Source organism: Mucilaginibacter ginkgonis (assembly GCF_009754905.2).
In the GTDB taxonomy this organism is placed as follows: Bacteria; Bacteroidota; Bacteroidia; order Sphingobacteriales; family Sphingobacteriaceae; genus Mucilaginibacter; species Mucilaginibacter ginkgonis.
In genome coordinates, this window is record NZ_CP066775.1 from 162,249 (window position 1) to 186,688 (window position 24,440).

Below are 24,440 nucleotides of genomic sequence, written 5' to 3' on the forward strand. Positions count from 1 at the left end.
TTATCTTTCTTCACCCGAGTTTGCGGCATCAAACTCCACGAAGAACGTTGATCCCTTGTCAAGTTCACTTTCTACCCAAATCCGGCCGTCATGCTTGTCAACTATACGTTTCACAATAGCCAGACCAACGCCCGAGCCTTCGATATTCCGGGCATTATCCATCCGGTTAAATAAGTCGAAAACGTTGGACAAGAACTGATTATCTATACCTATGCCGTTGTCTTTAACGCTATAGATAACTTTACCTTCGTTTTCACGACCTTCGATGCTAACAGTCGGTTTTTCGGCAGGCAAGGAATACTTTACCGCGTTACCTATCAGGTTGGCAAACACTTGCGAGATCATCACCGGGTCTCCATAAATGTCAGGAGTGTTTCCCACATTAACCTCCATATCGGGCACATTATAGGCAACCAGCAAGTCTTTGATCAATTCGCTGATGATAGGCTCGGTTTCAACTCGTCCGCCTTTAAACGCCGCCCGGCCAAGGCGCGAATATTCCAGCACCTCGTTGATCATAACATTCATCTTGTCAGCACCGGCTTGTATGCGCTCCACAATTTGTTTACCCTTCGGCTCCAGCTCTATGTTGCGCAGCAATATTTGCGAGTAGCTCTTTATGGTAGAAAGCGGGTTTTTTAAGTCGTGCGATATGGTAAAGCTAAAGGTGTCGAGTTCGTCATAAGCCTGTCTTAACTTTTCATTTAACTCACGGATAGAATTAGCTTTTTGGTTGATCGCGTAAAATATTTCTTCGCGCAAGCGTGTAGCGGCTAATACTTCTTCGGGGTTCCAGTCTTTAGACTTGCCTGATATTTCTTGCGACCAGCTTGCAAATGAATGCCGTGGTGAAATATGGGTCATACCTTGTTCATCTACCTCAATGTTCTTTTCGGGATTCCCGGCCCACGTAATGGTGTGGGTTTGTTCTGGTTTAAACCAAATGATGTATTCACTCAATTCGCGCGACAATACTGCCACCATTATACCACTTGCTACAGAGGCGATCTTTTCGGCACCTGGATAATGCTTTGATAATTCGCTTGTATGAAAAAAACTGCCATCCACATGGGTTTTAATCCAATTTATTAAGTTTTGCAGGTCATGCTGTTGCGGCACGTTGCCAAGTGTGTGTACCTCTTTATCGTAGGTAAGCACGGCACCCGCAGCGTCAACAACGTTAAGTAAATTGATTTGGTCGCTTGTTAATGCTTCGCCGATAGTTGGTTTCCGCAGCAGGTCATTAGATAATTGATCTACTGCTGTTTTTAGTAACTGTTTTACTTGCTGATTTTCTTCATCCTGGCGGAATTCTAACGCAGACGACAATATTTGCCCAATCAATTTAGACGAATCGCGCGACCTGTAGTCAATAAACCGCGGCGTATAGTTGTGGCAGGCAATCAGTCCCCAAAGATCTTTTTTATACATCAGCGATATGCTAAAGCTTGATGCCACACCCATATTTTTAAGATATTGGATATGGATAGGAGATACCGCCCTGATACCCGAGTTGGTAAGATCAAGCGGTTTTTTATCGTATCCCGGAGCAGCGCTTATCCTCGACGGTGTGGTATGTACGTTAGCTATAATTCTTGTGAGGTTCTTTTTATACAACTCACGTGCCTGCTGGGGGATATCAGATGCCGGGTAATGCAGGCCCAGCCATGATTCAAGATCTTCGTTACGTGCTTCTGCAATTACCTCGCCGTGGCCGTCTTCTGCAAAGCGATAGATCATTACCCTGTCGTACTCGATAATGTTTCTTACTTGCTGAGCCGCGTTGTCTAATAGGCGCTGCAAGTTTTTATCAGCCAAAATTTCTGATACTGAGCGGCCTATAACGCGTTGTATATCAATGTTCAAGTCCGATATAGCGGGCTCAAACTCCAGGAGATAAAATTCGTCTGATGGTGCTATAATCAAATTAAACGATGATCCTTTAACCGTTACAGCATAAGGGTTGCTGTGTTCAAAACCTTTGTTTCTGCCTAAGGCAATAATTGATGCTATAAAATCGGCGGGCTCATTTGCTAAAAGGTATGACTCAACATCGCTGATATGCTGCCCTAATAACCTTATGGTGTGATCTGTAAGATAAGTAACCGCATTATCGCTATGAAACCTAATGATGTTCTGGTGGTCTATAACTAATAAGAAGCCATGCGATTGTACCTGACCGGGGATGTGTATAGGTTCTGTATCGCAATTGCTGAGGTTAACCATAGTATTAAACATCCTCAAAAGTAAAATTATAACCCAATAAGAAAAACTTTTAGGGTCATTTGAAAAGTAAGAAAAAGCAACCCTCTGATAAAATAAAAATGCGTTTTGGCTCTCACCCCAAAACGCACTGTAACTGTGTAAATTACATCAACTAAAAGCCCAAATCTTATGTTAAAGATTTGCCTTATTACAACTCCTAAATTCTTTATTTGTTATCAACTAAATGTTAAGTCCGTACATTCTTATCAATAATTATCTTATTGTTTAAGACTTTTACCGCGCAGCACATTTTAAATCGCTATAATGGCAAAAAAAATATAAATTTTTTTTGCGGGCGAAAGTGATAGACGCTGTCAAAAAATGTTAAATAAAATGAAGGTGTAACAATGTTTTCGCATTTTTAGCCGTTAAACGTTTTTACCCCAAACATTGAAAAAATATTTTTACCTGCTCTTTTTCTGTCTTTTTACCGCTACTGTTTACGCGCAAAGCGATAGTGTAAGCCTGACTTCACTCGTTGAGTCAGCGGTTAAAGTGAACAATAGTCACCCTGTTGAAAAAGTATACCTGCACTTCGATAAACCTTATTATGCCGTAGGCGACACGATATGGTTTAAAGCTTACCTTACTATGGAAGCTCATCAATTATCTGAGTTAAGTAAGGTGGTAAACGTAGACGTGATAAGTGACCGCGACTCATTGATCGAAACCGTTAAACTTCCGGTTACCGGCGGTACTGCCGCAGGCAGCGTGGTACTTAACGGGTTAACTTATCGCCAGGGTAACTACCATTTCAAAGCTTACACGCTATGGCAACTTAATTTTCCGCCTTCTTATTTGTTTGATAAAGTTGTAACTATCGGAGGGTCTGCAAATAAAGGAATACTTGCAAGTGCTTCCTACAGCGGTAATATTGCAGACAAGAACTCGAAGCTTAACGCACGCATTTTATATAAAAACCCCGATGGCACGCTGCTTGCCAACCGCCGGGTAGACTGGCGTTTAGACAGGAACGGCGACCAGATCACCAAAGGAAAAGGCGTTACAGATGGTGCAGGTTATTTGACAATAGAGTTAGCCGGCACCAAGGCAGAAGATATTACAGCTGGCACGCTTATCACCGGTTTAGAAACTGCAGATAAGCAGATCAAAACGTCTGCATTTACCCTCAAAAATGCTTTTAACGGAACAGACGTACAATTCTTCCCCGAAGGCGGAACGCTGGTTGCAGATATACCAAACATTGTCGCCTTTAAGGCGCTGCAAACCAACGGTTTGGGCTTGGATGTGAAAGGTACTATAGTTGATGATAAGAATCAGCAGGTTGGTACATTTTCGTCGCAGCATTTAGGTATGGGCAAGTTTACTTTCGCCCCGGCAGTAAACGCTATTTACAAAGCGAAAATAGAATTTCCTGACGGTACAAAAGGCACTTATCAGTTGCCAAGGGTAACCAATAGCGGTATAACGCTGGCTGTAAACAATAGTAATGCTACATCATTAATATTACAACTTAACGCCAGCCAAACCTATTTCGAGAAGCATAAGAACCAGGCATATTATATCATCGCCAAGACCGGCGGGTATGTAATGTTTGCAGCGCAGGCTTTCCTTAACAGTCAAACTTACAGCGCTACAATCCCAAAAAGCAAATTTAAAACAGGGGTACTACAGTTAACGTTATTGTCTACCGCGGGTGATCCTTTAAGCGAGCGTTTAGTTTATATAGATCATAACGACCCACTGAACATATCTTTAAGCACAGACAAACCTTCTTATTTAACAAGACAAAAAGTTTTGATGAAGGCGGCTACCAAATTTGGTGACAAACCTGCCGAAGCAAATATGTCTGTCTCGGTAGTTGACGAAAGCAAAGTAGCCTACAACGATAACCAGGCTACCACCATTGCCAGCTATCTGTTGCTCACCAGCGATATATCCGGTTACGTAGAACAACCCAATTACTACTTTGGTACGCCGAGCGCTAAAAAGGCAGATGACCTTGACGTTTTGATGCTAACCCAAGGCTTCAGGCAGTTTACATTCTTCGACATTGTAGATAACAAAATACCGCCGATTAGGATGTTGGCCGAACAGGGTATTAATCTTACAGGCACGCTTAGAAAATTTAATGGCATGCCTGTGTTTAAAGGAAACGTGCGGCTAATCATTCCGGATAAAGGGATTTCTGCTGAAACGATAACCGATGCAGATGGCAATTTTATTTTTAGAAATGTAGTATTTACAGATTCTTCAAGTGTGACTATTAACGCACGTAATAACGTTGATGCCCATAATCTTAAATTGACCATGAATGCCGACTTCTATCCGGCAGTCACCAAACAACAGAATTTTGCCGATGAGATGCCCAATATTGATAGCGTGCTGAATGTTTACGTAAAAAACAGCGAAAGGCAATATCAAACCAACCGGGTACTTAAAGAAGTTGTGATCAAGGCATCTACAAAAAAGAAAATAGATCATACAACATATCCCGCGTTAAGTGGCCTCTCTAACATGCCGGATCACGTGCTGGATGGTGAGCAGCTTAAGGGTTGTAATAATTTACTGGCTTGTTTACCCTCTATGTTAATGGGGATCATGTATCGCGATAATAATTTTTACTTTGCCAGGGACTATAACTTGGGTAATACCAAGCCGATACAGTTTTACGCGCGTGGTTTACAGGTTGATGTTAGCTATCTGTCGACGCTTGACCCTAAAAGCATCGAGTCTATAGAGTCTTTTAGCAGCGATGGTTTTACGGGTATTAACAAGATGACCGACACCCACGGCGTCGTAGTAATCAACTTGAAAGAACAGCCAAAGGGTACTAAAATTAGCCTTGATGAATTGAAGCGTATGCTGCCCGAGCCTAATGTGGTTTCATTTACGCCTAAAGGTTATGTAAAAACAAGACAGTTTTACTCGCCTAAATATGAGGTGACACGTGCCGTGCAAAACAGCGATTTACGCAGCACCATATTCTGGAACCCGAATGTACTGTCAGATAAGCTAGGCAATGCGGCGTTTAGTTTTTATACTTCAGACGGGCGCGGTACATACAAAGCGGTAATTGAAGGTATAGACAAAGACGGCAATTTGGGCAGAACGGTTTATAAATTTACCGTTAAATAGTATGCGGTTTAATAGGGTGGTGCCGATGTTATCGTTGGTGCTGATGTTTGGCTTATCTGCATTAGCGCAAGACAGCAGTATTTATAAGCATCGCGTTAAGCAAGCCGATATTGCATTAAAGCACGATTACCCTTTACCCGGTGAGGTATTGAAACTTGGCAAAGAATTAGGCTTGTCTGCAGAGCAATTAAATAAGCTTAAAAGTGTTCAAAGCACGCTTGATTTGAAAGAGCGTGAGACGGGTATCTCCGCGGCACGTAACGAAAAGATGCTGGATAGCTTATTTCGCACCGGTAAGGTAAATGAAGGTGTTATCATCTTCTACACCAACCGTTATGGGCTTTACGAGGGCGAATATCGCGGCGCTGTGCTTCTGGCTTGTCATCAAACGCATAAATTGCTAACACCGGCACAGCTAACTAAGCTAAAAAGTCTGCAAAACCATAATTGATTATTGCAGTTTAAATTTATGTAATTTAGCAGCCCGTCTGCGGTTGGCATCTTTATTTGTGTTGAGATAGCCGATCAGTAAAAGACTTACCGCTTATGAAAATTAGTTTCGATTTCGAGAAGCCGCTGGCAGAACTGCAGCAGCAGATAGAAAAAATAAAACAGGTTGAAGACAAAACAAAAGTTCCGATGGGTGCTACCCTGGCAGAGCTGGAAGATAAGTTTGAGACCACCAAAAAGCAAGTGTACGCCAACCTTACCGGCTGGCAAAAGGTGCAGATATCGCGCCATGCAGAGCGCCCTTACACATTGCAATACCTGGAGCTGATGTGCGATGATTTTATTGAATTGCACGGCGACCGCACAGTAGGCGACGACAAGGCCATTATTGGTGGCTTTGGTTCAATTGGTGGCCACACCGCCATGTTTATAGGCCACCAAAAAGGCCGCAACACAAAGGAAAGACAATACCGCAATTTCGGTATGGCCAACCCCGAGGGTTACCGCAAGGCTTTACGCCTGATGAAAATGGCCGAAAAATTTAATAAGCCTATCATTACGCTGATAGATACCCCGGGCGCATTCCCCGGACTGGAAGCGGAAGAACGCGGGCAAGGGGAGGCCATAGCCCGTAACTTGCTGGAGATGTCTGTGCTTAAAGTGCCTGTCATTTGCGTGGTGATTGGCGAAGGTGCGTCAGGCGGTGCGATAGGTATTGGCATTGGTGACAAAGTTTATATGCTGGAGCATACCTGGTATTCTGTAATTTCTCCGGAGTCATGCTCATCTATTTTATGGCGCAGCTGGGACTACAAAGAAAAAGCTGCCGAGGTGTTGAAACTTACATCGGGCGAGATGCTGAAAAACAAATTGATAGACGGTATAATCAAAGAACCACTTGGCGGCGCACACCAGGACGCTATAGCGATGGCGGCGACCTTGAAAAAGCAATTGCTTAAAGATTTGAAATCCCTACAGGAAAGAAACATCGACGAACTGGTGAACGAGCGCGTAGACAAATTTACGTCTATGGGCGTAGTTTATGATGAAGATGTTGCTCCTGCGGAGTAGATGCGCAGATGTGCTGATGAGTAAAATGTGCACATGTGAAAATTTAATTGACTTCCTCGTTTAAATTAGGAGGGTTTAATTCCCCTCTTGAGAGGGGTAGGGGTGTGTTCTTTATTAGCAACACTAATTAAAATACAAAGGAGTAGCCGGCGGCTTATTCCCTTTTTTATTGGCGAGGTGTTTCACTGTTTCGCCTGAAACAGTGTTTCAAAAGTGTTTCATACTTTTAAGTATCTGACACGATAATGCTTTTTGCTAATTTTCAACGTGTTACAGCGTTTACCTGCAAGCACTACTTTGTCAGTATGACACTGTTTTTGCCAGTTTTTCGATGACAAACTGGTGCCACTGAAACAGCCGTACCTATCAGACAACTATGAGAATTTCTCCTGAGCATAGGCAGCCGGAAAGCTTGCGCGTTAGCGCCCTTGTTGGTGTTGTCACCAACAAGTTGTGTTCAAACTGTATTTACCTCTCCCCAACCCTCTCCGAAGGAGAGGGAGCCGAAAGTGAATCTCAAATCAATGCTATCGTAAGCGTGGATGTGGCTTAAACTACCCAACCTAATAGGAAGACAACCCTACCTTAATTTCGGAACCTTATTCAGTATTATCGTCTAAATTATAAATCGCTGAATCTCTCATTTTTATTCATTCATTCTATCACTCACTAATTCATTCATTCTATCACTCACTCATTCTATCATTCCCTCATTTATCTCCTTGTTTAAATGTCTATAACTTTCGTGCCTTAATGTCAGGCCGAATGCCGAAATTGCCTTAACAACCTATTAGAAATTTTATTTGTGGCAGTTGATAAACTATTTGCGCTGCCACGCACTCTAATAAAGAGTTAGTAAATTGAATTTGCGGGCAATCCGTCAAATAAATTATCGTTTTATTGCAATAATTGATAGATTGCCACCGCACAAAAAGCATAACCGGGAGCCGGCGTAAACTTGGCAATATTGTTGTCAATGCTAGTGTCAGGTCCTGCGAGCATATAAGTTTCAGGGCCGTTTAAAATTTATTCGAAAGGTTTTTATGGAAGCAAAATTTTCGCCGCGTGTTAAAGACGTTATCACCTACAGCAGGGAAGAAGCGCTTAGACTTGGCCACGATTATATAGGTACCGAGCATCTGCTGCTGGGGCTTATACGCGATGGCGATGGTATGGCTATTAAGCTGCTTAGGGGGCTTAACGTTGATACTACCCGTTTGCGCCGTGCTGTTGAAGATGCTGTTAAAGGCACAACAGGCACAAACATGAATGTGGGTAATATCCCGCTGACTAAACAAGCAGAGAAAGTATTAAAGATCACTTACCTGGAAGCAAAGATATTTAAGAGCGACGTGATAGGTACAGAGCATTTGTTACTGTCTATCCTCCGTGACGAGGATAATATTGCCTCTCAGTTATTGACACAGTTCCACGTTAATTACGAGATATTTAAAAATGAAGTGGAATCGCACAAAAACAACGTTACAGACGAGATGCCGGGTTCATCTACAGGTGGCGACGACGATTTTAAAGATGAAGAATCGTTCAGCCAGCCAAAAAAGGTGTCGGACATTAAATCTAAAACGCCCGTTCTTGACAACTTTGGCCGCGATTTAACCCGCGCTGCCGAAGATGGTAAACTCGACCCGATAGTTGGCCGTGAAAAAGAGATAGAGCGCGTATCGCAGATCCTGTCGCGCCGTAAAAAGAATAACCCTATTTTAATAGGTGAGCCTGGTGTGGGTAAATCTGCCATTGCAGAGGGTTTAGCATTGCGTATTGTTCAGCGAAAGGTGTCGCGCGTATTATTTAACAAACGTGTGGTAACGCTTGATCTGGCTTCCCTTGTGGCAGGTACCAAATACCGAGGCCAGTTTGAAGAGCGTATGAAAGCCGTGATGAATGAACTGGAAAAATCGCCGGACGTGATCCTTTTCATTGATGAGATACACACCATTGTAGGCGCGGGCGGTGCTTCGGGCTCACTTGATGCATCAAACATGTTTAAACCTGCTTTGGCACGTGGCGAGATACAATGCATTGGCGCTACAACGCTTGATGAGTACCGTCAGTACATTGAGAAAGATGGTGCTTTGGACCGCCGTTTCCAGAAGGTAATGGTTGAGCCGGCTTCGCCCGATGAAACCATTGAGATTTTGACCCGCATTAAAGACAAGTACGAAGAGCACCATGGCGTAACTTATACTGACGAGGCCATTAAAGCTTGTGTTGCTTTAACCGCGCGCTATATTACCGACAGGTTTTTACCTGATAAAGCTATAGACGCTTTGGACGAATCTGGCTCACGCGTTCACCTGACCAATATCCACGTGCCGCAAAACATTTTGGATATTGAGCAAAAGATAGAGCAAATTAAGGTTGAAAAGAACCGCGTTGTACGCAGCCAGAAATATGAAGAAGCGGCTAAACTGCGTGATACCGAAAAGCATTTGTTAGAAGAGTTGGAGCAGGCCAAAGGCGTTTGGGAGGCCGAAACAAAATCTAAACGCTATACCGTTACAGAAGAAAACGTTGCCGAAGTTGTAGCGATGATGACCGGTATACCGGTACAGAAAGTTGGCCAGGGCGATAGCCAGAAATTGCTGCAGATGACAGAGAGCATTAAAGGTAAGATCATCGGTCAGGATGACGCGGTTAAGAAATTAACCAAAGCCATTCAGCGTACTCGTGCCGGGTTGAAAGACCCGAAGAAGCCGATAGGTTCATTCATTTTCTTAGGCCCTACCGGTGTTGGTAAAACAGAACTGGCAAAAGAACTTGCCCGCTTTATGTTTGATACCGAGGACGCGCTGATACAGATAGACATGAGCGAGTACATGGAAAAATTCGCCGTGTCGCGCTTGGTAGGTGCGCCTCCGGGCTATGTAGGTTATGAAGAAGGCGGACAATTAACAGAAAAAGTACGCCGCAAGCCTTACGCAGTAGTGTTGCTGGACGAGATAGAAAAAGCACACCCTGATGTGTTTAACATCCTGTTACAGGTATTGGATGAAGGCCAGCTAACCGACTCACTGGGCCGTAAGGTCGACTTTAGGAACACCATTATCATCATGACGTCTAACATTGGCGCACGCCAGTTGAAAGACTTTGGTCAAGGTGTTGGTTTCAGCACAACTGCTAAAACTAACCAGGCAGACGCGCACTCGAGAGGTGTGATAGAGAATGCTTTGAAGCGAGCCTTTGCGCCGGAGTTCTTGAACCGCGTTGATGATGTAATCGTGTTCAATTCATTGAGCAAAGAAGACATCTTCCAGATCATCGATATTGAACTGGCTGGCTTATTTGACCGTATCAACGGTTTAGGCTACAAAATCGAGCTTACTTTGAACGCTAAAGAGGTGATCGCCGATAAAGGTTACGATTCGCAATTTGGAGCCCGCCCGCTAAAACGTGCTATCCAGAAATACCTGGAAGACCCGATTGCCGAAGAGATACTTAAAGGCGAACTTGGTGAAGGCGATACCATGCTGATAGATTTTGATAAAGATGCAGATGGCATAGTGATCACCGCCAAAGGTGCCGACAAAGGCACGCCAAAGCAAGAAGAAGAGCAGCAATAATTTTTTGTTGTTATACAATAGCAAAGCCTCCCGGCAGTTAATGCAGGGAGGCTTTTTTTATGAGTAATAATAAGCAGGCAACAAATTTGTCATTGCGAGGTACGAAGCAATCTCGTAGTTTTCAGGTGTATAACTTTTGTGCCGCTGTTGGTGTTGTCACCAACAGCTACCTAAACTTGTTGGTAACAACACCAATAAGGGCGTGTAGAGGAAAAAATAGTAAGCGCGTCATTGCGAGCAACGCGAAGCAATCCCCGATTAGTTGATCGAGTCTGTAAGTAGGGATTGCCCCGTCGGCCGATTGCAATCGGGACTTCTCGCAATGACGGTTTAATGAATAATTTGGTCAAATGTTCAGCATATTAAAAAAAGAGATCGTTTTATATTTAAGCTCGCTGGTAGCATACGTTACCATTGGGATTTTCCTTATTGTGCTGGGCTTGTTCCTTTGGGTTTTCCCCGATACCAGCATCCTGGCCTATGGGTACGCAACGCTCGACAGCCTGTTTAGCACCGCTCCATACTTGTTTATGTTTTTAGTGCCGGCCATTACCATGAGGTCGCTGGCTGAGGAGCGTAAGGAAGGAACATTTGAATTACTTGCTACCCGGCCCATTACGTTTAGCCAAATTATTACAGGCAAATTTTTAGCCTGCGTATTATTGGTGCTATTTGCATTGCTGCCTACCTTGGTTTATTATTATTCGGTTGGCGTGCTGGGCAATCCGCAATGGAATATTGATGGTGGCGAAGTAGCCGGGTCTTACATAGGCTTGTTTCTTTTAGGGGCGGCATTTGTGGCGGTAGGCCTTTTTGCATCAGCCATCACTAAAAACCAGATCATCGCGTTTACTGTGGCCGTTTTTTTATGCTTCTTTTTTTTCAGTGGTTTTGATTCGCTAAGCGGACTGCTTTCACTACAGGATACGTCTATCGCTGACCTGGGCATCAATTCGCATTACGCGTCCGTTAGCCGCGGTGTTTTAGATACCCGCGACCTGTTTTATTTTGTAGCGCTCACATCGTTTTTTTTATTGCTGGCACTGCTTGCATTAAAGCAACAAATGCAGCGCAAAGCATTTAAGCGCGACACCGGCATTTTTGCAGGCATAACAGTTGCGGCTGTCATTTTAACTTTCACACTTTTTACCCGTGTGGACTTTACTGCCGATAAACGCTTCACACTCTCTGCAGTGAGTCGCAATATGGTTGACAGCTTGCGCGAACCTGTGAAAGTTACCGTTTACCTGCAAGGCGATAACCTGCCTGCAGGGTTCAAGCGCTTGCAAGGCGCCACACGCGACATGCTAAACGATTTGCAGGCCTATAGTCATCGCCGATTGCTGTTCAGGTTTGTCGATCCGTTAAAAGGGTTGGACCAGGCCGGGCAGGATACCGTTATAAAAAACATGGTGGGAGCGGGTATAGAGCCAACCAACCTGTCAGTGAAAACAGATGACGGGCTGATACAAAAACTGATCGTCCCGGCGGCGGTCGTTTCATCAGGCGAAAATGAGATACCCGTCAATTTACTGCAGCGCCGGATTGGTCTTAGTGATGATGAGGTATTGAATAATTCGATACAAAACCTTGAATACGCTTTTGCATCGGCGATAAAGAAAGCGACGACCGGCGGAAGGCCGCAGTTGGGCATAACAGAAGGCCACCACGAACTGGATAATAACCAGCTTAAGGGCGCCATCGACGCCTTGTCTGCAAACTTCTATGTTGGCAGGGTAGACCTAAGTAAAATTGCACTAAAGGATCTGTTAAAGCTGAAACTTTTGGTGATAGCCAAGCCAGACAAGCCATTTACTGAAGCTGAGAAATTTAAAATAGACCAGTACCTGATGCATGGCGGTAACATCATCTGGAGCATAGACCAGGTAAGCGCCGAGCTGGACAGCATGCGCCGCCATGGCGGTACGCAGCTGGCTTTCCCAAAACAACTGAACCTCGACGATCAGCTATTCACTTATGGTGTACGTATCAATTATGATCTGATAGCCGACTTGAACAGCTCGCAGATACCCATTGCAACCGGAAGCAGCGGCGGGCAGGCGCAAATACAAATGGTACCCTGGTTGTTTAATCCGCTATTGATGCCAACGTCGCAAAATCCTATTGTCAAAAATGTGGACGGCATCAGCACACAATTTATCAGCACCATTGATACGCTTGACGTTAAAGGCATTAAAAAGACGGTGCTGCTTACTACATCGCCATACAATAACAAAATTGGCGCGCCGCATACCATATCACTGGACGCTGTGGCGCAGCAGCCCGACGTGAAAGCATTTCAAAACAAGCCTAAAATGGTTGCTGTTTTACTGGAGGGTAGCTTTAAGTCGGATTTTAAAAACCGACCTATGCCCGACAGCGTAAAAGATGCAGGAGAGGTGCTTTCCAAGAGCAAACCCGCAAAGATGATCGTCATCAGCGATGGTGATATTTTCAAGAACCAGGTGGCTGCTGATGGCTCGGCTTACCCACTCGGTTTTGACCATTATACACAGCAAACATCGGGCAACAAAACGCTGCTGTTGAACATGGTAGACTACCTTACCGGCGATACGCGCCTGATTGCCTTGCGTAACAAAGAGGTAAAACTTAGGGTATTGGATAAAGCTCGCGTAAGGAGCGAAAAGTTGTGGTGGCAATTAGTTAATAACATAGTCCCGGTTGCCTTAGTGTTGATATTTGCTATTTTTCAACATTATATAAGGCGGCGAACGTATGCCCATTAATTTTTTTACTTTTGATAGAACTAATTCCCTAAGGAAATGAGATTTATTGTTTCGACCTCAACTTTACTAAAGCAATTGCAGTCGGTAAGCGGCGCATTGAGCAACAGTACGGTTTTACCCATACTCGAAAACTTTTTATTTGAAATAAAAGACGGTGTGCTCACTATATCTGCAACAGATCTGCAGACCAGCATGACCACTTCGCTTTCTGTTGAAGCTAAAGAAAACGGCCGCATCGCTATACCATCGCGCATATTGTTAGATACGCTAAAATCATTGCCGGAGCAGCCTATAGCGTTCTCTGTGGATGAAAAAACATTCGCGGTTGAGATTAACGCCGGCGATGGTAAATACAAACTGAGTGGCGAGAACGGCGACGATTTCCCTAAGATTCCCGTGGTTGAAAATGCATCGTCGGTTAATTTACCGGCATCTGTATTGGCAGAAGCAATCAATAAAACCATTTTCGCGGTTAGTAATGACGAATTGCGCCCGGCGATGACAGGTGTATACGCCCAGCTCACTACTTCTTCTTTTACATTCGTGGCAACAGACGCGCATAAATTGGTGCGTTACCGCCGTAAGGACGCCAAGGCCGATGCAACCACCTCTTTCATCCTGCCTAAAAAAGCATTGAATTTGTTGAAGTCTTCTCTGCCGTCTGACGATGTGAACGTTGCTATTGAATATAACAACACAAGCGCGTTCTTCAAATTCGGCAACATCAATCTGGTTTGCCGTTTAATAGACGAGCGTTACCCGGATTATGAAGCTGTTATCCCGCAGAATAACACCAACAAACTGACAATTGACCGTCTGGCGTTCTTAGGCTCTCTAAGCCGTGTAGCAATATATGCCAACAAAACAACGCACCAGGTAAGGTTAAAGATCACCGGCAGCGAGCTAAATATATCATCAGAAGATATCGATTTTGCTAATGAAGCGCACGAGCGTTTGGCATGCCAGTATGAGGGTGACGATCTGGAAATTGGTTTCAACGCGCGTTTCCTTATAGAGATGTTGCGTAACCTTGCTTGCGAAGAAGTTAACCTCGAAATGTCGACCCCTAACCGTGCAGGCTTGTTATTGCCTGTTGGCGGTGATGAAAACGAAGACGTGCTCATGCTGGTTATGCCGGTAATGCTTAACAGCTATGCGTAAACCAAGCGATAAAATATAAGAAGGTCCGGCCAATTCAAAAGCCGGACTTTTTTGTTTGCAGACAATAAAAGATATTTGCGCCTGTTATATTACAGGCGGTTGTGTAAATGAAGGTAAGGCATCTGTTTTTTCTGATAGCAATTATTGCAGGATTTAGTTCGTGCAAGCCGTCTTATGATGTGGTACCGGCGACAGGTCTCCCCAGCTATCTGAATGTGATCAACAGCACGCAGGATACCATAAATATTTTTTTAAATGGCACCCGCCAAAATAACACCACAACCATCTTCCCATTAGGAAATACCAACTATCTGAATGTCGCTAGTGGCACCAATAATTTCGACTTCCGCAGAAATGGATCGCCCGTAATGTTATTTAGCAAAACACTGGCCTTAAAGGACACCACTTACCAAACCGTGTTCGTGTGCGGAGAATCTGCCGATAAAGCGTTTATTACCCGTGATACATTGAAATCCAGCACTATCGGTGCAAGGGTTAGATTTGTAAACACCGCTGATGGTGCGGGCAGCCTGGATCTCTCTATTAATGATGTCTTCACCGCACGCGGGTTTGCATTCCAAAAGTTAGGCGGCTATGCAGATGTTGCCGCGGGCACTACATCGTTGAAAGTTTATTATACAGGGACAACCATCCCGGCAGCGACCAAAACTGTGGCGTTAACCACAGGTTCGCTATATACTGTATATGTTAAAGCTACGTCTGTCGCTACGGGTAAGCCCATAATTACAATCGGTTTGTTTGGGAAATAGAATGGGCAGAACAGGTAAATATATTTTCAATATAATGGCGCTTTTATTTGCGGCCTTCCTGGTAATTCCTGCTTTTACAAGTTGCAAGAAGACCACTGATACAACCACCACATCTGCTATTAGCAGCACGCGCTTACGCATAGCAAACCTCAGCCCCGATCTTTTGCCGGTTAATTTGTATATCAATAATCAGCCGGTAAATAATTTTCTTACACCATACAGATACCCAACACCTTCCCAATATTTTTATCTGCTAAATATTGGCGTTCCGCTACAAATACGGTCGGCAGGTGGTACACAATCCACCGTTGCAGAGGACGACGTAAACCTCACTACCAGCAATGCCAAGTTCACGTTCCTGGTAACGGGCTTACGGGCTGATAGCACCATCCGTACCATCTTTCTGGTAGACACAACAAGCACTCCCGCTATAGGACAAGGCAAGGTGCGGTTTGTAAATGCCTCACCAAGGTCTGTTAGCCTGGATATTTATGCCAACGGCACTAAGCTAGTCCCTAACGGGGTTAATTATCTCAGCGCTTCTAACTTTGTTGCCTTACCCGCGGGCAATTACGATATCAGGGTCTATTTAAAAGGCGACCAGACCAATATTCTGAAAGAGATTAATCCGTTTACTGTTCAGGATAGCCGCATTTATTCTATATACGCGCATGGATTAGTCGGCCGTACAGATACCTCTGCATTTGCCTTAGACACGCTTATCCATAGATAGGGTTTACCGAATATTTTTAGCTTTGCGTAAAATTTAGCCTGTGGAAGTTGTAAAAAGCATCATAGATTTTGTACTCCATATTGATAAGCACCTTAGCCCTGTCATAAGCGAGTACAGGAGCGGTACCTACCTTATCTTGTTCTTCATTATTTTTGCCGAAACGGGTTTTGTAGTGACACCATTCCTTCCAGGCGATTCGCTGCTATTTGCCGCGGGCGCGTTGATAGCGGCAGGCGATACAGGCCTGAATATCTATTTACTCACTTTGATCTTGGTTTTCGCCGCCATATTGGGCAATACGGTCAACTACTTTATCGGGCAGTATTTGGGGATGGCCGTCTTCAAACCCGGAAATAAGATCCTGAAACTGGAGTACTACCATAAAACAGAAGCCTTTTTCGCGAAGCATGGTTCGTTAGCGGTTATCCTGAGCAGGTTTATCCCTATCATACGTACAGTAGCACCTTTTGTGGCGGGCGTGGGCAAAATGCCCTTTGCGCGCTATACCCTTTACAATATTATTGGTGGTACAGCATGGATAATTCTATTCCTGTTTGCAGGCTTTATGTTCGGTAACCTGCCATTCTTTAAGCAGCATTTCTCGATCGTTACGATTGCAATTGTACTGATCTCATTAGTGCCGGTAGTTATTGGATTGATAAACGCGCGTAAGGAGAAAAACGCTTAGTTATTTCGCTTGTCTCCTCTTCGGAGAGGGGCGGTGTGAGACCTAAAAGCCACCTCTTCACTATCAGTCTTAAAATGCTCCACTTTGGTTGGGTGCTTATCTATCAACTTATCCAAATTAGGCTGACCAGCATCTACCCATGCCGAGTACCAAAAGCTGCCAACGGATAATATTGCACTGCGCATTCGGCGCTCAACCATTCCATGCATTAGTTTGTTGTATGCCGCACAATATTCGGGAGAGTAATCGGTAACCTTGCGCTCGCCGCGTTGCATTTGCGCATATTTTTTATTTGCCGGGAAAGTTTTGTTAAGTTGCTTCTCTAGCAAGACAACAGAATCCACGCACTTGAATGAACTGCGGCAGATGATAAAAGCCTGCGAAAGCGGATTGTCTATGTAACGCGCCTTGCCGGCATACAAGCGATAACGGCTGTAGAACTGCTCGGGCAGGCGGCTCTCCCAAAGCGCATGTAACCCTTTCTGATTAGTTAGCTGGCCGTCGTAATTCATGGTAGTGTGTAACGGCACAGAAGCGTCGGCAACATAATGGCCTAAATCGGCAGACGTATGCAATATGCGCGATGTGTCATGGGCCTTAAATGCCCGCACCAATTTGTAGTACTGATATTGTATAGTCCACGGCACGGTGCCGTATTTGATCACGGTATCTTTGCTATACTTTGCCGTTACATCCGCCCATTTATGCGGAATAGTTCTGAAGGGTGTTTTGCCATAAAAATCGGCATCAAGAAAATGGCGCGGCGCTTCTGTGCTGTCAACGTACCGGCGCTTGTCGGCACTAACGGCATGTTCTGTTAAATAAGCAATGTTGGCCCGATAAAACCCTGCCATGCCTTTTGGTAAAGTAAATACTGCTAAATGGTTGATCTTGTAATGCGCAAAGAAGCCCCATGACGTAAAAAGGGTAAGCGTGATTAATGCGAGAACAAGGCGGATAACGGGTTTCACTAAATCAAAGCTATACTTTGTTTTCTAAGACCATGCTGTTAATGTTACTTTTCTTGACCATCAAGAAAAATAACCAGAAGAACCCGCCGCTGCACCCTGTGCTACAAGTGTTTGAGCAAGTTTCAGTTGCCGTGGCTACCGCACAGACTGAGGTGGCATTTTTTCGGTTATGTAAATGCAGCGCTGATATTTTTGTTAGTTTGCGTTAGCGATTGCAGCGGTTACCGCCTGCGGCGAAGCCGCGGGAGTATGAGCGGAAAGCGCGGGCCGTAACGCGGCAGCGCCCAAAATTAAAATAACACACCCCTATCCCCTCTCAAGAGGGGAATTCTTAATTTATTTTAGAACTCACCTTCGAGACTATAATACTGACTATGACAAACTATTAATTGAGGCAGCTAAATAAAATTCTTCCCTGCGCTCTGAACGACAGCCGCGTATACCAAATTCTACCTTTAAAAATTTTTAAAATCGCATTTGATTATAAAAACTATTCGTCTTATATTTGCAGTCCGAAAAATAAAGAACGAAGTTAAGCTACAATGGCAAATCATAAATCATCGATAAAAAGGATCAGAGCTAACGCTGCGAAGCGTCTGCGCAACAGGTACCAGGCTAAAACCACCCGTACCGCTATCAAAAAATTAAGGGCTTCTACTACTAAGGCAGATGCTACACCTCTTTTGTCTAAAGTGATCTCTATGCTTGACCGTTTGGCTAAAAAGAACGTGATTCACAAAAACAAAGCTTCTAACAATAAATCTAAGCTGACTAAATTTGTTAATGGTTTAGCTTAAGCTTTAAAATCTAAATATTTGAAAAGGGATAGTGTGAAAACACTGTCCCTTTTTTGTTGCACCAAATTTTGATACCTTACCCGTGTGGAACCTTACGAAAATAAGATCAGTATTAAGAACTGGGCAGAGGATGACCGCCCGCGTGAAAAGCTAAGCACCCAGGGGCGACGGTCTTTAAGTGATGCTGAACTGATAGCCATTTTGATAGCTTCGGGAAATAGGGATGAGAGCGCGGTTGAGCTAAGCAAGCGCATTTTGCACCACTACGGCAACGACCTGCAAAAAATGGGAAAGGTGTCCATTGCCGAACTATGCAAGTTTAAGGGCATCGGCGAAGCAAAGGCCATTTCCATAATCGCGGCACTAGAGCTGGGCCGCCGCCGCGACGAGACAGAAGTTAAGGCGCCGGAAATAGTAACAAGTAGTAACGCGGCATGGCAATACCTTAAACGTTATATGGTAGACCTGGCGCACGAGGAGTTTTGGATCGTACTCATTGGCCGCAACAACCGGATTTTGGGGAAGGAACTGATCAGCAAGGGGGGACTTTCTGCCACTGTTGCCGATCCGCGCATTATCTTTCACCTTGCAATACAGCACCAGGCCACCTCATTAATACTGGCGCATAACCATCCATCCGGCAATAAGAAACCAAGTCAGCAGGATATAGACCTTACAAAAAAACTATACGCCGCAGGAAAACTGCTTGACATTAACATCTTCGACCATATAATCGTTACTGATACGGGTTACTTCAGCTTCGCGGATGAAGGGTTGTTTTAATGAACCAAAAGAGTTTCTTTATTTTAAGATAAAAATCAATCCTTCATCCTCTTCATGAATAACATGCAAAGTATCTGTTCTTGCAGGTTTAAATAGTTTGTCGCCCTTTACCAATCTAAATTGATACACAGGAAAGGAGCTATCGCCAAATAGATCATAACTCACGCCCTTAATAAATACCCTGTAAATATTTGCCGACTTATTTACGCTATCAACAACGCCAATAATTTTTGTGTCGAAATATTGACTGTGATGTTTACAAGAGAAGAAAAAAGTTAATAAAGACGCGATTACTATTAAGTTGAAATATTTCATTGCTTTCTTTTTATTCGAATTTGCAAATAATTTCTACAGCATTATTTTATAATAAACAACTATGCGCGCATCCGCACATTAACTTATTTGCGAATAAAAGTCTCCCCTACTGGGGGAGATTTAGAGGGGGCTTTTCTTTATCTTTGCGGCAATGAAGATCTCTTACAATTGGCTCAAAGAGTTTATACATACCGATAAAACACCGTGGGAAATTTCGCAGATATTGACAGGCACCGGCCTTGAGGTCGAAAGCCTGGAAAAAGTACAGGCCATCCCGGGCGGACTGGAAGGCTTGGTGATCGGCTATGTTAAAGACTGCACCCAGCACCCAAATGCAGACCGTTTGCGTGTTACCCATGTTGATGTAGGCACGGGCGAAGCCCTGCAAATTGTTTGCGGCGCGCCAAACGTTGCCGCAGGCCAAAAGGTGGTAGTTGCTGTTGTGGGTACAACGGTTTACCCAACAGCGGGCGAACCATTTAAGATCAATAAATCAAAAATACGCGGCGAGGTTTCTGAAGGGATGATCTGTGCCGATGACGAAATAGGTTTAGGTACTTCGCACGAGGGCATTATGGTATTGCCCGATAATGCCCAGGTTGGCACATTAGCTAAAGATTATTTTAGCCTTAACGACGACCATTTATACGAGATAGGCCTTACCCCCAATCGTGCCGATGCTGCATCGCACCTGGGTACGGCGCGTGATGTTGCCGCCTTTTTGAAGCTACCGGTTACTCAGCCCAATGTTGATACTTTCGCTATAGATAATACCGATAGAATTATCCCTGTTGAAGTGGAAAGCAAAGCATGCGTGCGCTACAGCAGCCTTACTATATCGGGCATTACGGTTAAAGAGTCGCCGCAGTGGTTAAAGGACAGGCTGGCGGTTATCGGTGTCCGAGCGATAAACAATGTGGTAGATGCCACTAATTATGTGCTGCATGAATTGGGTCAGCCCTTGCATGCTTTTGATGCCGATAAAATAACAGGTGGCAAGGTAGTAGTAAAAACTTGCCCGGAGGGTACACGTTTTGTTACCCTTGATGGCATTGAGCGTAAACTACATGCCGACGATCTGATGATCTGCAATACAGGCGAGCCGATGTGCATCGCGGGTGTATTTGGCGGCATCAGCTCGGGCGTGAGTGACACTACAACCAATATATTTTTAGAGAGTGCATACTTTAACCCCGTTACCGTTCGTAAAACTGCCAAACGTTTTGGCTTAAAGACAGATGCCTCCTTCCGTTTTGAGCGTGGAACCGATCCGGATATGACGGTATTTGCTTTGAAGCGCGCGGCTTTGCTGATCAAAGAAATTGCGGGCGGCGAAATTACTTCCGATATATCAGATATCTACCCTGCACAGGTTGAACCTTTCAAGGTCGACTTCAGTTACAAAAACGCGGTCAGGCTGATAGGCCAGGATATACCTGCCGCCGAAATAAAGGCGATCATTGAGGCGCTGGATATTAAGGTTGAGCAAGAATCCGCAGAAGGGTTGCTGCTATCCGTTCCGCCATATCGTGTGGACGTAACCCGCGAGGTTGACGTGATAGAAGAAGTGCTGAGGATTTATGGGTATAATAATATCCATATTCCAACGCAGATAAGGGCGTCATTGAACACCTCATCAAGGCCCGAAAAGGAAACAGTTCAACGCAGTATCTCAGAATTGCTGACAGCCAATGGTTTTAACGAGATGCTGGCTAATTCGCTTACCGCGTCTGAGTTTGCAACCGACCCCGACAATGCCGTAAAGATATTAAATCCACTAAGCAGCGACTTGGATATTATGCGCCAGTCGTTGCTGTACTCGGGTTTAGAGGCTATTGCTTATAACCAGAACCGCCGAAGTGCCGACCTTAAGTTTTATGAGTTCGGTAAGATCTATAATGTCAAGGAAGACAAATATGTTGAGTCGCGGCAATTATCGATCTTCGTTACCGGAGCCCAGCAAGCGGAACAGTGGGGGCAAAAGCAAAGTAAAGTATCGTTCTTTAACCTTAAAGGTATTGTCGACGAATTGGTTGAACGGTTGAAATTAAAGGACCTGACCACAGAAGATGCATCGGGTGATGATTTTACTTACGGTTTGCAGTATAATAACCGCGGTGGCAAAACCGTGGTGCAGTTTGGCGCCGTGAGTGCTGGTGCGTTAAAGAAGGCGGATGTAAATAATGAGGTATTCTACGCAGTGTTTAACTTCGACCTGATAATGTCGTCTGTGCAAAAGAACAACATTAAATTTCAGGATATACCAAAGTTCCCGTCGGTGCGCCGCGACCTGTCTATGCTGGTAGATAAAAACGTTTCTTTTAACGATCTGAAAAATATCGCACAAAAAACAGAACGAAAGCTGTTGAAAAACGTAAACGTATTCGATGTTTACCAGGGTGATAAATTGCCTGCCGGTAAAAAGTCGTACGCGTTAAGTTTTATTCTTCAGGATGAAGAGAAAACACTGACAGACAAAGCCATAGATGCCATAATGCAGAAATTAATTTATAACTTCGGTAAAGAGGCAGGCGCAGAAATACGGAAATAGTTTGATTTGCAGATTTGCAGATTTGCCGATGTGTAAATGTGCAGATGCAAAATGACGCGTTTTCCTAATCCAAAATTGAAAATTCGAAATTCGAAATCAAGAAATGTCAACCACCCAGCAGTTAGCGGCAATTACCCAAAAAACAGAACGCTTAATTGAGTTGTGCGCCGCCTTACAGCAGGAGAATGACCTGTTAAAGGCCGAAAGCGATCGCTTGGAAGCAGCTGTTGTAGATGGCAAGACAAGAGTGGTTGAGCTGGAAGAACGCTTGCGTGTACTTAAAGTTGCGAAGTCGTTTTCCGGAGGCGAAGAAAAAAGCCTTGACATGAAGAAAAAAATTAACGAATTTGTGCAGGAAATTGATAAGTGCATAGTATTGCTTAAAAAGTAATACGCGTAGTGAACATGTTCAATGGGAGATATCTCCATAAAAATAAATATAGCTGACAGGGTTTACCCGTTAAAGGTAAGCACAGACGAGGAAGAGATAATCAGGCGGGCGGCAAAGCTAATTAATGACAGCCTGAAGGAATATCAGGATAAATATGCGGTACGTGATAAGCAAGATCTGCTGTCAATGGCCGTATTACAATATGCAACAGCATCATTAAAGGCAGAGCGTAAAGTAACCGCAGAAGATACAGGGATAGCAGATGGTGTAGACAAACTGGACCAGATGCTTACAGCATTTTTTTCGAAGTAAGGCAAATATTTAGGGCATAAATTTAACCGTAGTTAAATTTTAAGTTCACTTGGCTAAGATCATGACAGTTGAAAGCGATAATCGCGTTCGATCAATTGACGGGCAGGCACTTAAAATTTGAGTACGGTTTTTTTATTTAATAACACTTTAACCAATTATATGACCACTTTACTGTATATCATCATCGGCTTGCTGATAGGCGCTGTTATAGGCGTTATCATTGGCCGCTATATGCTGCGCAAACTGTTCAAAGAACAGGAAGTAGCAGCGCAAGCCAAAGTAAAAAAGATCCTTAAAGATGCTGAGAGCAATGCCGAGATCATGAAAAAAGACCGCATGCTCGAAGCCAAAGAAAGATTTTTACAACTTAAAGCAGAGCACGAGCAGGAAATAAACGGCAAGAACAACGCCATGAACCAGCGCGAAAATCAGCTGAAGCAAAAAGAACAGTCGCTGAATGCCAAGCTGGATAATGCCACCCGCAAAGAAAGCGAAATGGACAACGTGCGTAAAAATTTAGAACGCCAGACAGAACTTGCCGTTAAAAAGCAAGAAGAGGTTGAAGCTTTAAAAAATCAGCATGTACAGCAACTGGAAGCTATTGCCGGTTTAAGCGCCGAGGATGCTAAGAATCAGTTGATAGATACCCTGCGCGAAGAAGCACGCACAAAAGCCATGATGCAGATCAAAGACATTGTGGACGAGGCTAAACTAACCGCTACTAAGGAAGCTAAGAAAGTAGTTATTCAGACCATACAGCGTACCGCGACGGAGAGTGCTATAGAAAACACAGTTTCCATCTTCAATATCGAGAATGATGAGATCAAAGGCCGTATCATTGGCCGTGAAGGACGTAATATCCGTGCGTTGGAAGCTGCTACCGGTATCGAGATCATTGTGGATGACACCCCTGAAGCTATTATCCTTTCAGGATTTGATCCTGTGCGCCGCGAGATAGCCCGTTTGGCTATGCACCGCCTGGTGACTGACGGCCGTATCCACCCTGCCCGAATCGAGGAGGTTGTTGCTAAAACTAAAAAGCAGATAGAAGAGGAGATCGTTGAGATAGGTGAGCGCACCGTAATTGACCTGGGCATACATGGCCTTCACCCTGAGCTGATCAGAATGGTTGGACGTATGCGCTACCGCTCGTCATATGGTCAAAACCTGCTGCAGCACTCTCGCGAGGTAGCCAACTTCTGCGCTACTATGGCAGCGGAGCTTGGACTGAACGTAAAATTAGCTAAGCGTGCAGGCTTGTTACATGACATTGGTAAGGTGCCTGATGATAACCCCGAATTGCCGCACGCTATTCTTGGCATGCAGCTAGCCGAAAAATACAAAGAGAACCCTGAGGTTTGCAACGCCATCGGCGCCCACCACGACGAGATAGAGATGACTTCGATGATCTCGCCTATCATCCAGGCTTGTGATGCTATTTCGGGCGCCCGTCCTGGTGCACGCCGCGAGGTAGTTGAAAGCTATATCAAACGTTTGAAAGAACTCGAAGAATTGGCTTTGTCGTATCCGGGTGTCGAAAAAACATTTGCGATACAGGCAGGTCGCGAGTTACGGGTTGTAGTTGAAAGCGAAAAAATCACCGATGCGCAGTCTGAAGTTTTAGCGGCTGACATCTCGAATCGCATTCAGACAGAGATGACTTATCCGGGTCAGATAAAGGTTACCGTGATCAGGGAGACCAGGTCTGTGGCTTTTGCCAAGTAAGAGGCAAAGTCCTAATCCGCTTTGTCATTG

General features: G+C 44.4%; 18 protein-coding genes. 15 read left to right on the plus strand and 3 right to left on the minus strand.

Translation table 11 applies throughout. The features are described from left to right. Window positions 1-2,226 carry an ATP-binding protein gene (locus tag GO620_RS00760; protein ID WP_244139441.1) on the minus strand — a complete coding sequence of 742 codons (2,226 nt, stop codon included), beginning with the start codon at window positions 2,224-2,226 and terminating at the stop codon, window positions 1-3. A 429-nt stretch (window positions 2,227-2,655) separates the two neighbouring features. Here GO620_RS00760 and GO620_RS00765 point away from each other — a divergent pair, with 429 nt between their 5' ends. From GO620_RS00765 to GO620_RS00805, 9 genes are all read left to right on the plus strand, one after another. After that, window positions 2,656-5,364 carry a carboxypeptidase-like regulatory domain-containing protein gene (locus GO620_RS00765; protein ID WP_157523280.1) on the plus strand — a complete coding sequence of 903 codons (2,709 nt, stop codon included), beginning with the start codon at window positions 2,656-2,658 and terminating at the stop codon, window positions 5,362-5,364. Window position 5,365: 1 nt separating this feature from the next. After that, window positions 5,366-5,815: a hypothetical protein gene (locus GO620_RS00770; protein WP_157523279.1), complete on the plus strand. Its 450-nt coding sequence runs from the start codon at window positions 5,366-5,368 to the stop codon at window positions 5,813-5,815. 95 nt (window positions 5,816-5,910) lie between these two features. After that, a complete protein-coding gene (locus GO620_RS00775) occupies window positions 5,911-6,885 on the plus strand; it encodes an acetyl-CoA carboxylase carboxyltransferase subunit alpha (protein ID WP_157523278.1) in 975 nt (324 codons plus the stop codon). A 1,043-nt stretch (window positions 6,886-7,928) separates the two neighbouring features. Then, window positions 7,929-10,466 carry an ATP-dependent Clp protease ATP-binding subunit gene (locus GO620_RS00780; RefSeq protein ID WP_157523277.1) on the plus strand — a complete coding sequence of 846 codons (2,538 nt, stop codon included), beginning with the start codon at window positions 7,929-7,931 and terminating at the stop codon, window positions 10,464-10,466. 350 nt (window positions 10,467-10,816) lie between these two features. Next, the gene (gene gldG, locus GO620_RS00785) at window positions 10,817-13,213 is read left to right on the plus strand and encodes a gliding motility-associated ABC transporter substrate-binding protein GldG (protein WP_157523276.1); all 2,397 of its coding nucleotides are present in this window, start codon (window positions 10,817-10,819) and stop codon (window positions 13,211-13,213) included. Between the two features lie 36 nt (window positions 13,214-13,249). Beyond that, the gene (gene dnaN / locus GO620_RS00790) at window positions 13,250-14,374 is read left to right on the plus strand and encodes a DNA polymerase III subunit beta (RefSeq protein ID WP_157523275.1); all 1,125 of its coding nucleotides are present in this window, start codon (window positions 13,250-13,252) and stop codon (window positions 14,372-14,374) included. Between the two features lie 107 nt (window positions 14,375-14,481). Continuing rightward, window positions 14,482-15,144, plus strand: a complete 663-nt coding sequence (locus GO620_RS00795; RefSeq protein ID WP_157523274.1) for a DUF4397 domain-containing protein — start codon at window positions 14,482-14,484, stop codon at window positions 15,142-15,144. 34 nt (window positions 15,145-15,178) lie between these two features. Beyond that, window positions 15,179-15,877, plus strand: coding sequence for a DUF4397 domain-containing protein (locus GO620_RS00800; RefSeq protein ID WP_198173487.1), 699 nt, complete (start codon window positions 15,179-15,181; stop codon window positions 15,875-15,877). Between the two features lie 40 nt (window positions 15,878-15,917). After that, window positions 15,918-16,565: a VTT domain-containing protein gene (locus GO620_RS00805; protein WP_200230489.1), complete on the plus strand. Its 648-nt coding sequence runs from the start codon at window positions 15,918-15,920 to the stop codon at window positions 16,563-16,565. Here the strand turns inward: GO620_RS00805 and GO620_RS00810 are convergent. Then, entirely contained in the window at window positions 16,562-17,536 is a 975-nt protein-coding gene (locus GO620_RS00810; RefSeq protein ID WP_198173486.1) for a zinc dependent phospholipase C family protein, read from the minus strand. The genes GO620_RS00805 and GO620_RS00810 overlap by 4 nt on opposite strands. A gap of 542 nt (window positions 17,537-18,078) precedes the next feature. Here GO620_RS00810 and rpsT point away from each other — a divergent pair. Together rpsT and radC are read left to right on the plus strand one after the other, a co-directional pair. Next, complete coding sequence (gene rpsT, locus GO620_RS00815; protein WP_157523272.1) at window positions 18,079-18,333, plus strand: 30S ribosomal protein S20; 255 nt, start codon at window positions 18,079-18,081, stop codon at window positions 18,331-18,333. An 84-nt stretch (window positions 18,334-18,417) separates the two neighbouring features. After that, window positions 18,418-19,116, plus strand: coding sequence for a RadC family protein (gene radC, locus GO620_RS00820; RefSeq protein WP_200230503.1), 699 nt, complete (start codon window positions 18,418-18,420; stop codon window positions 19,114-19,116). An 18-nt stretch (window positions 19,117-19,134) separates the two neighbouring features. Here the strand turns inward: radC and GO620_RS00825 are convergent, their stop codons facing one another. Further along, a complete protein-coding gene (locus GO620_RS00825) occupies window positions 19,135-19,431 on the minus strand; it encodes a hypothetical protein (protein WP_157523271.1) in 297 nt (98 codons plus the stop codon). A gap of 151 nt (window positions 19,432-19,582) precedes the next feature. Here GO620_RS00825 and pheT point away from each other — a divergent pair, with 151 nt between their 5' ends. The 4 genes from pheT (at window position 19,583) to rny (ending at window position 24,410) form a co-directional block, all read left to right on the plus strand. Further along, a complete protein-coding gene (gene pheT, locus GO620_RS00830) occupies window positions 19,583-21,982 on the plus strand; it encodes a phenylalanine--tRNA ligase subunit beta (protein WP_157523270.1) in 2,400 nt (799 codons plus the stop codon). Window positions 21,983-22,085: 103 nt separating this feature from the next. Beyond that, window positions 22,086-22,373 carry a hypothetical protein gene (locus GO620_RS00835; RefSeq protein ID WP_157523269.1) on the plus strand — a complete coding sequence of 96 codons (288 nt, stop codon included), beginning with the start codon at window positions 22,086-22,088 and terminating at the stop codon, window positions 22,371-22,373. A 21-nt stretch (window positions 22,374-22,394) separates the two neighbouring features. Then, a complete protein-coding gene (locus GO620_RS00840) occupies window positions 22,395-22,685 on the plus strand; it encodes a cell division protein ZapA (RefSeq protein ID WP_157523268.1) in 291 nt (96 codons plus the stop codon). 159 nt (window positions 22,686-22,844) lie between these two features. Continuing rightward, window positions 22,845-24,410, plus strand: a complete 1,566-nt coding sequence (rny, locus tag GO620_RS00845; protein ID WP_157523267.1) for a ribonuclease Y — start codon at window positions 22,845-22,847, stop codon at window positions 24,408-24,410. The last annotated feature ends 30 nt before the right edge of the window (window positions 24,411-24,440 follow it).

What these genes read in the sequence shown, in the direction of transcription:
- GO620_RS00760 (WP_244139441.1), bottom strand. Translation starts at nt 2,226, where the DNA reads ATGGTTAACCTCAGCAATTGCGATACAGAACCTATACACATCCCCGGT.
- GO620_RS00770 (WP_157523279.1), top strand. Translation starts at nt 5,366, where the DNA reads ATGCGGTTTAATAGGGTGGTGCCGATGTTATCGTTGGTGCTGATGTTT.
- GO620_RS00775 (WP_157523278.1), top strand. Translation starts at nt 5,911, where the DNA reads ATGAAAATTAGTTTCGATTTCGAGAAGCCGCTGGCAGAACTGCAGCAG.
- GO620_RS00780 (WP_157523277.1), top strand. Translation starts at nt 7,929, where the DNA reads ATGGAAGCAAAATTTTCGCCGCGTGTTAAAGACGTTATCACCTACAGC.
- gldG (WP_157523276.1), top strand. Translation starts at nt 10,817, where the DNA reads ATGTTCAGCATATTAAAAAAAGAGATCGTTTTATATTTAAGCTCGCTG.
- dnaN (WP_157523275.1), top strand. Translation starts at nt 13,250, where the DNA reads ATGAGATTTATTGTTTCGACCTCAACTTTACTAAAGCAATTGCAGTCG.
- GO620_RS00795 (WP_157523274.1), top strand. Translation starts at nt 14,482, where the DNA reads ATGAAGGTAAGGCATCTGTTTTTTCTGATAGCAATTATTGCAGGATTT.
- GO620_RS00800 (WP_198173487.1), top strand. Translation starts at nt 15,179, where the DNA reads ATGGCGCTTTTATTTGCGGCCTTCCTGGTAATTCCTGCTTTTACAAGT.
- rpsT (WP_157523272.1), top strand. Translation starts at nt 18,079, where the DNA reads ATGGCAAATCATAAATCATCGATAAAAAGGATCAGAGCTAACGCTGCG.
- GO620_RS00825 (WP_157523271.1), bottom strand. Translation starts at nt 19,431, where the DNA reads ATGAAATATTTCAACTTAATAGTAATCGCGTCTTTATTAACTTTTTTC.
- pheT (WP_157523270.1), top strand. Translation starts at nt 19,583, where the DNA reads ATGAAGATCTCTTACAATTGGCTCAAAGAGTTTATACATACCGATAAA.
- GO620_RS00835 (WP_157523269.1), top strand. Translation starts at nt 22,086, where the DNA reads ATGTCAACCACCCAGCAGTTAGCGGCAATTACCCAAAAAACAGAACGC.
- GO620_RS00840 (WP_157523268.1), top strand. Translation starts at nt 22,395, where the DNA reads ATGGGAGATATCTCCATAAAAATAAATATAGCTGACAGGGTTTACCCG.
- rny (WP_157523267.1), top strand. Translation starts at nt 22,845, where the DNA reads ATGACCACTTTACTGTATATCATCATCGGCTTGCTGATAGGCGCTGTT.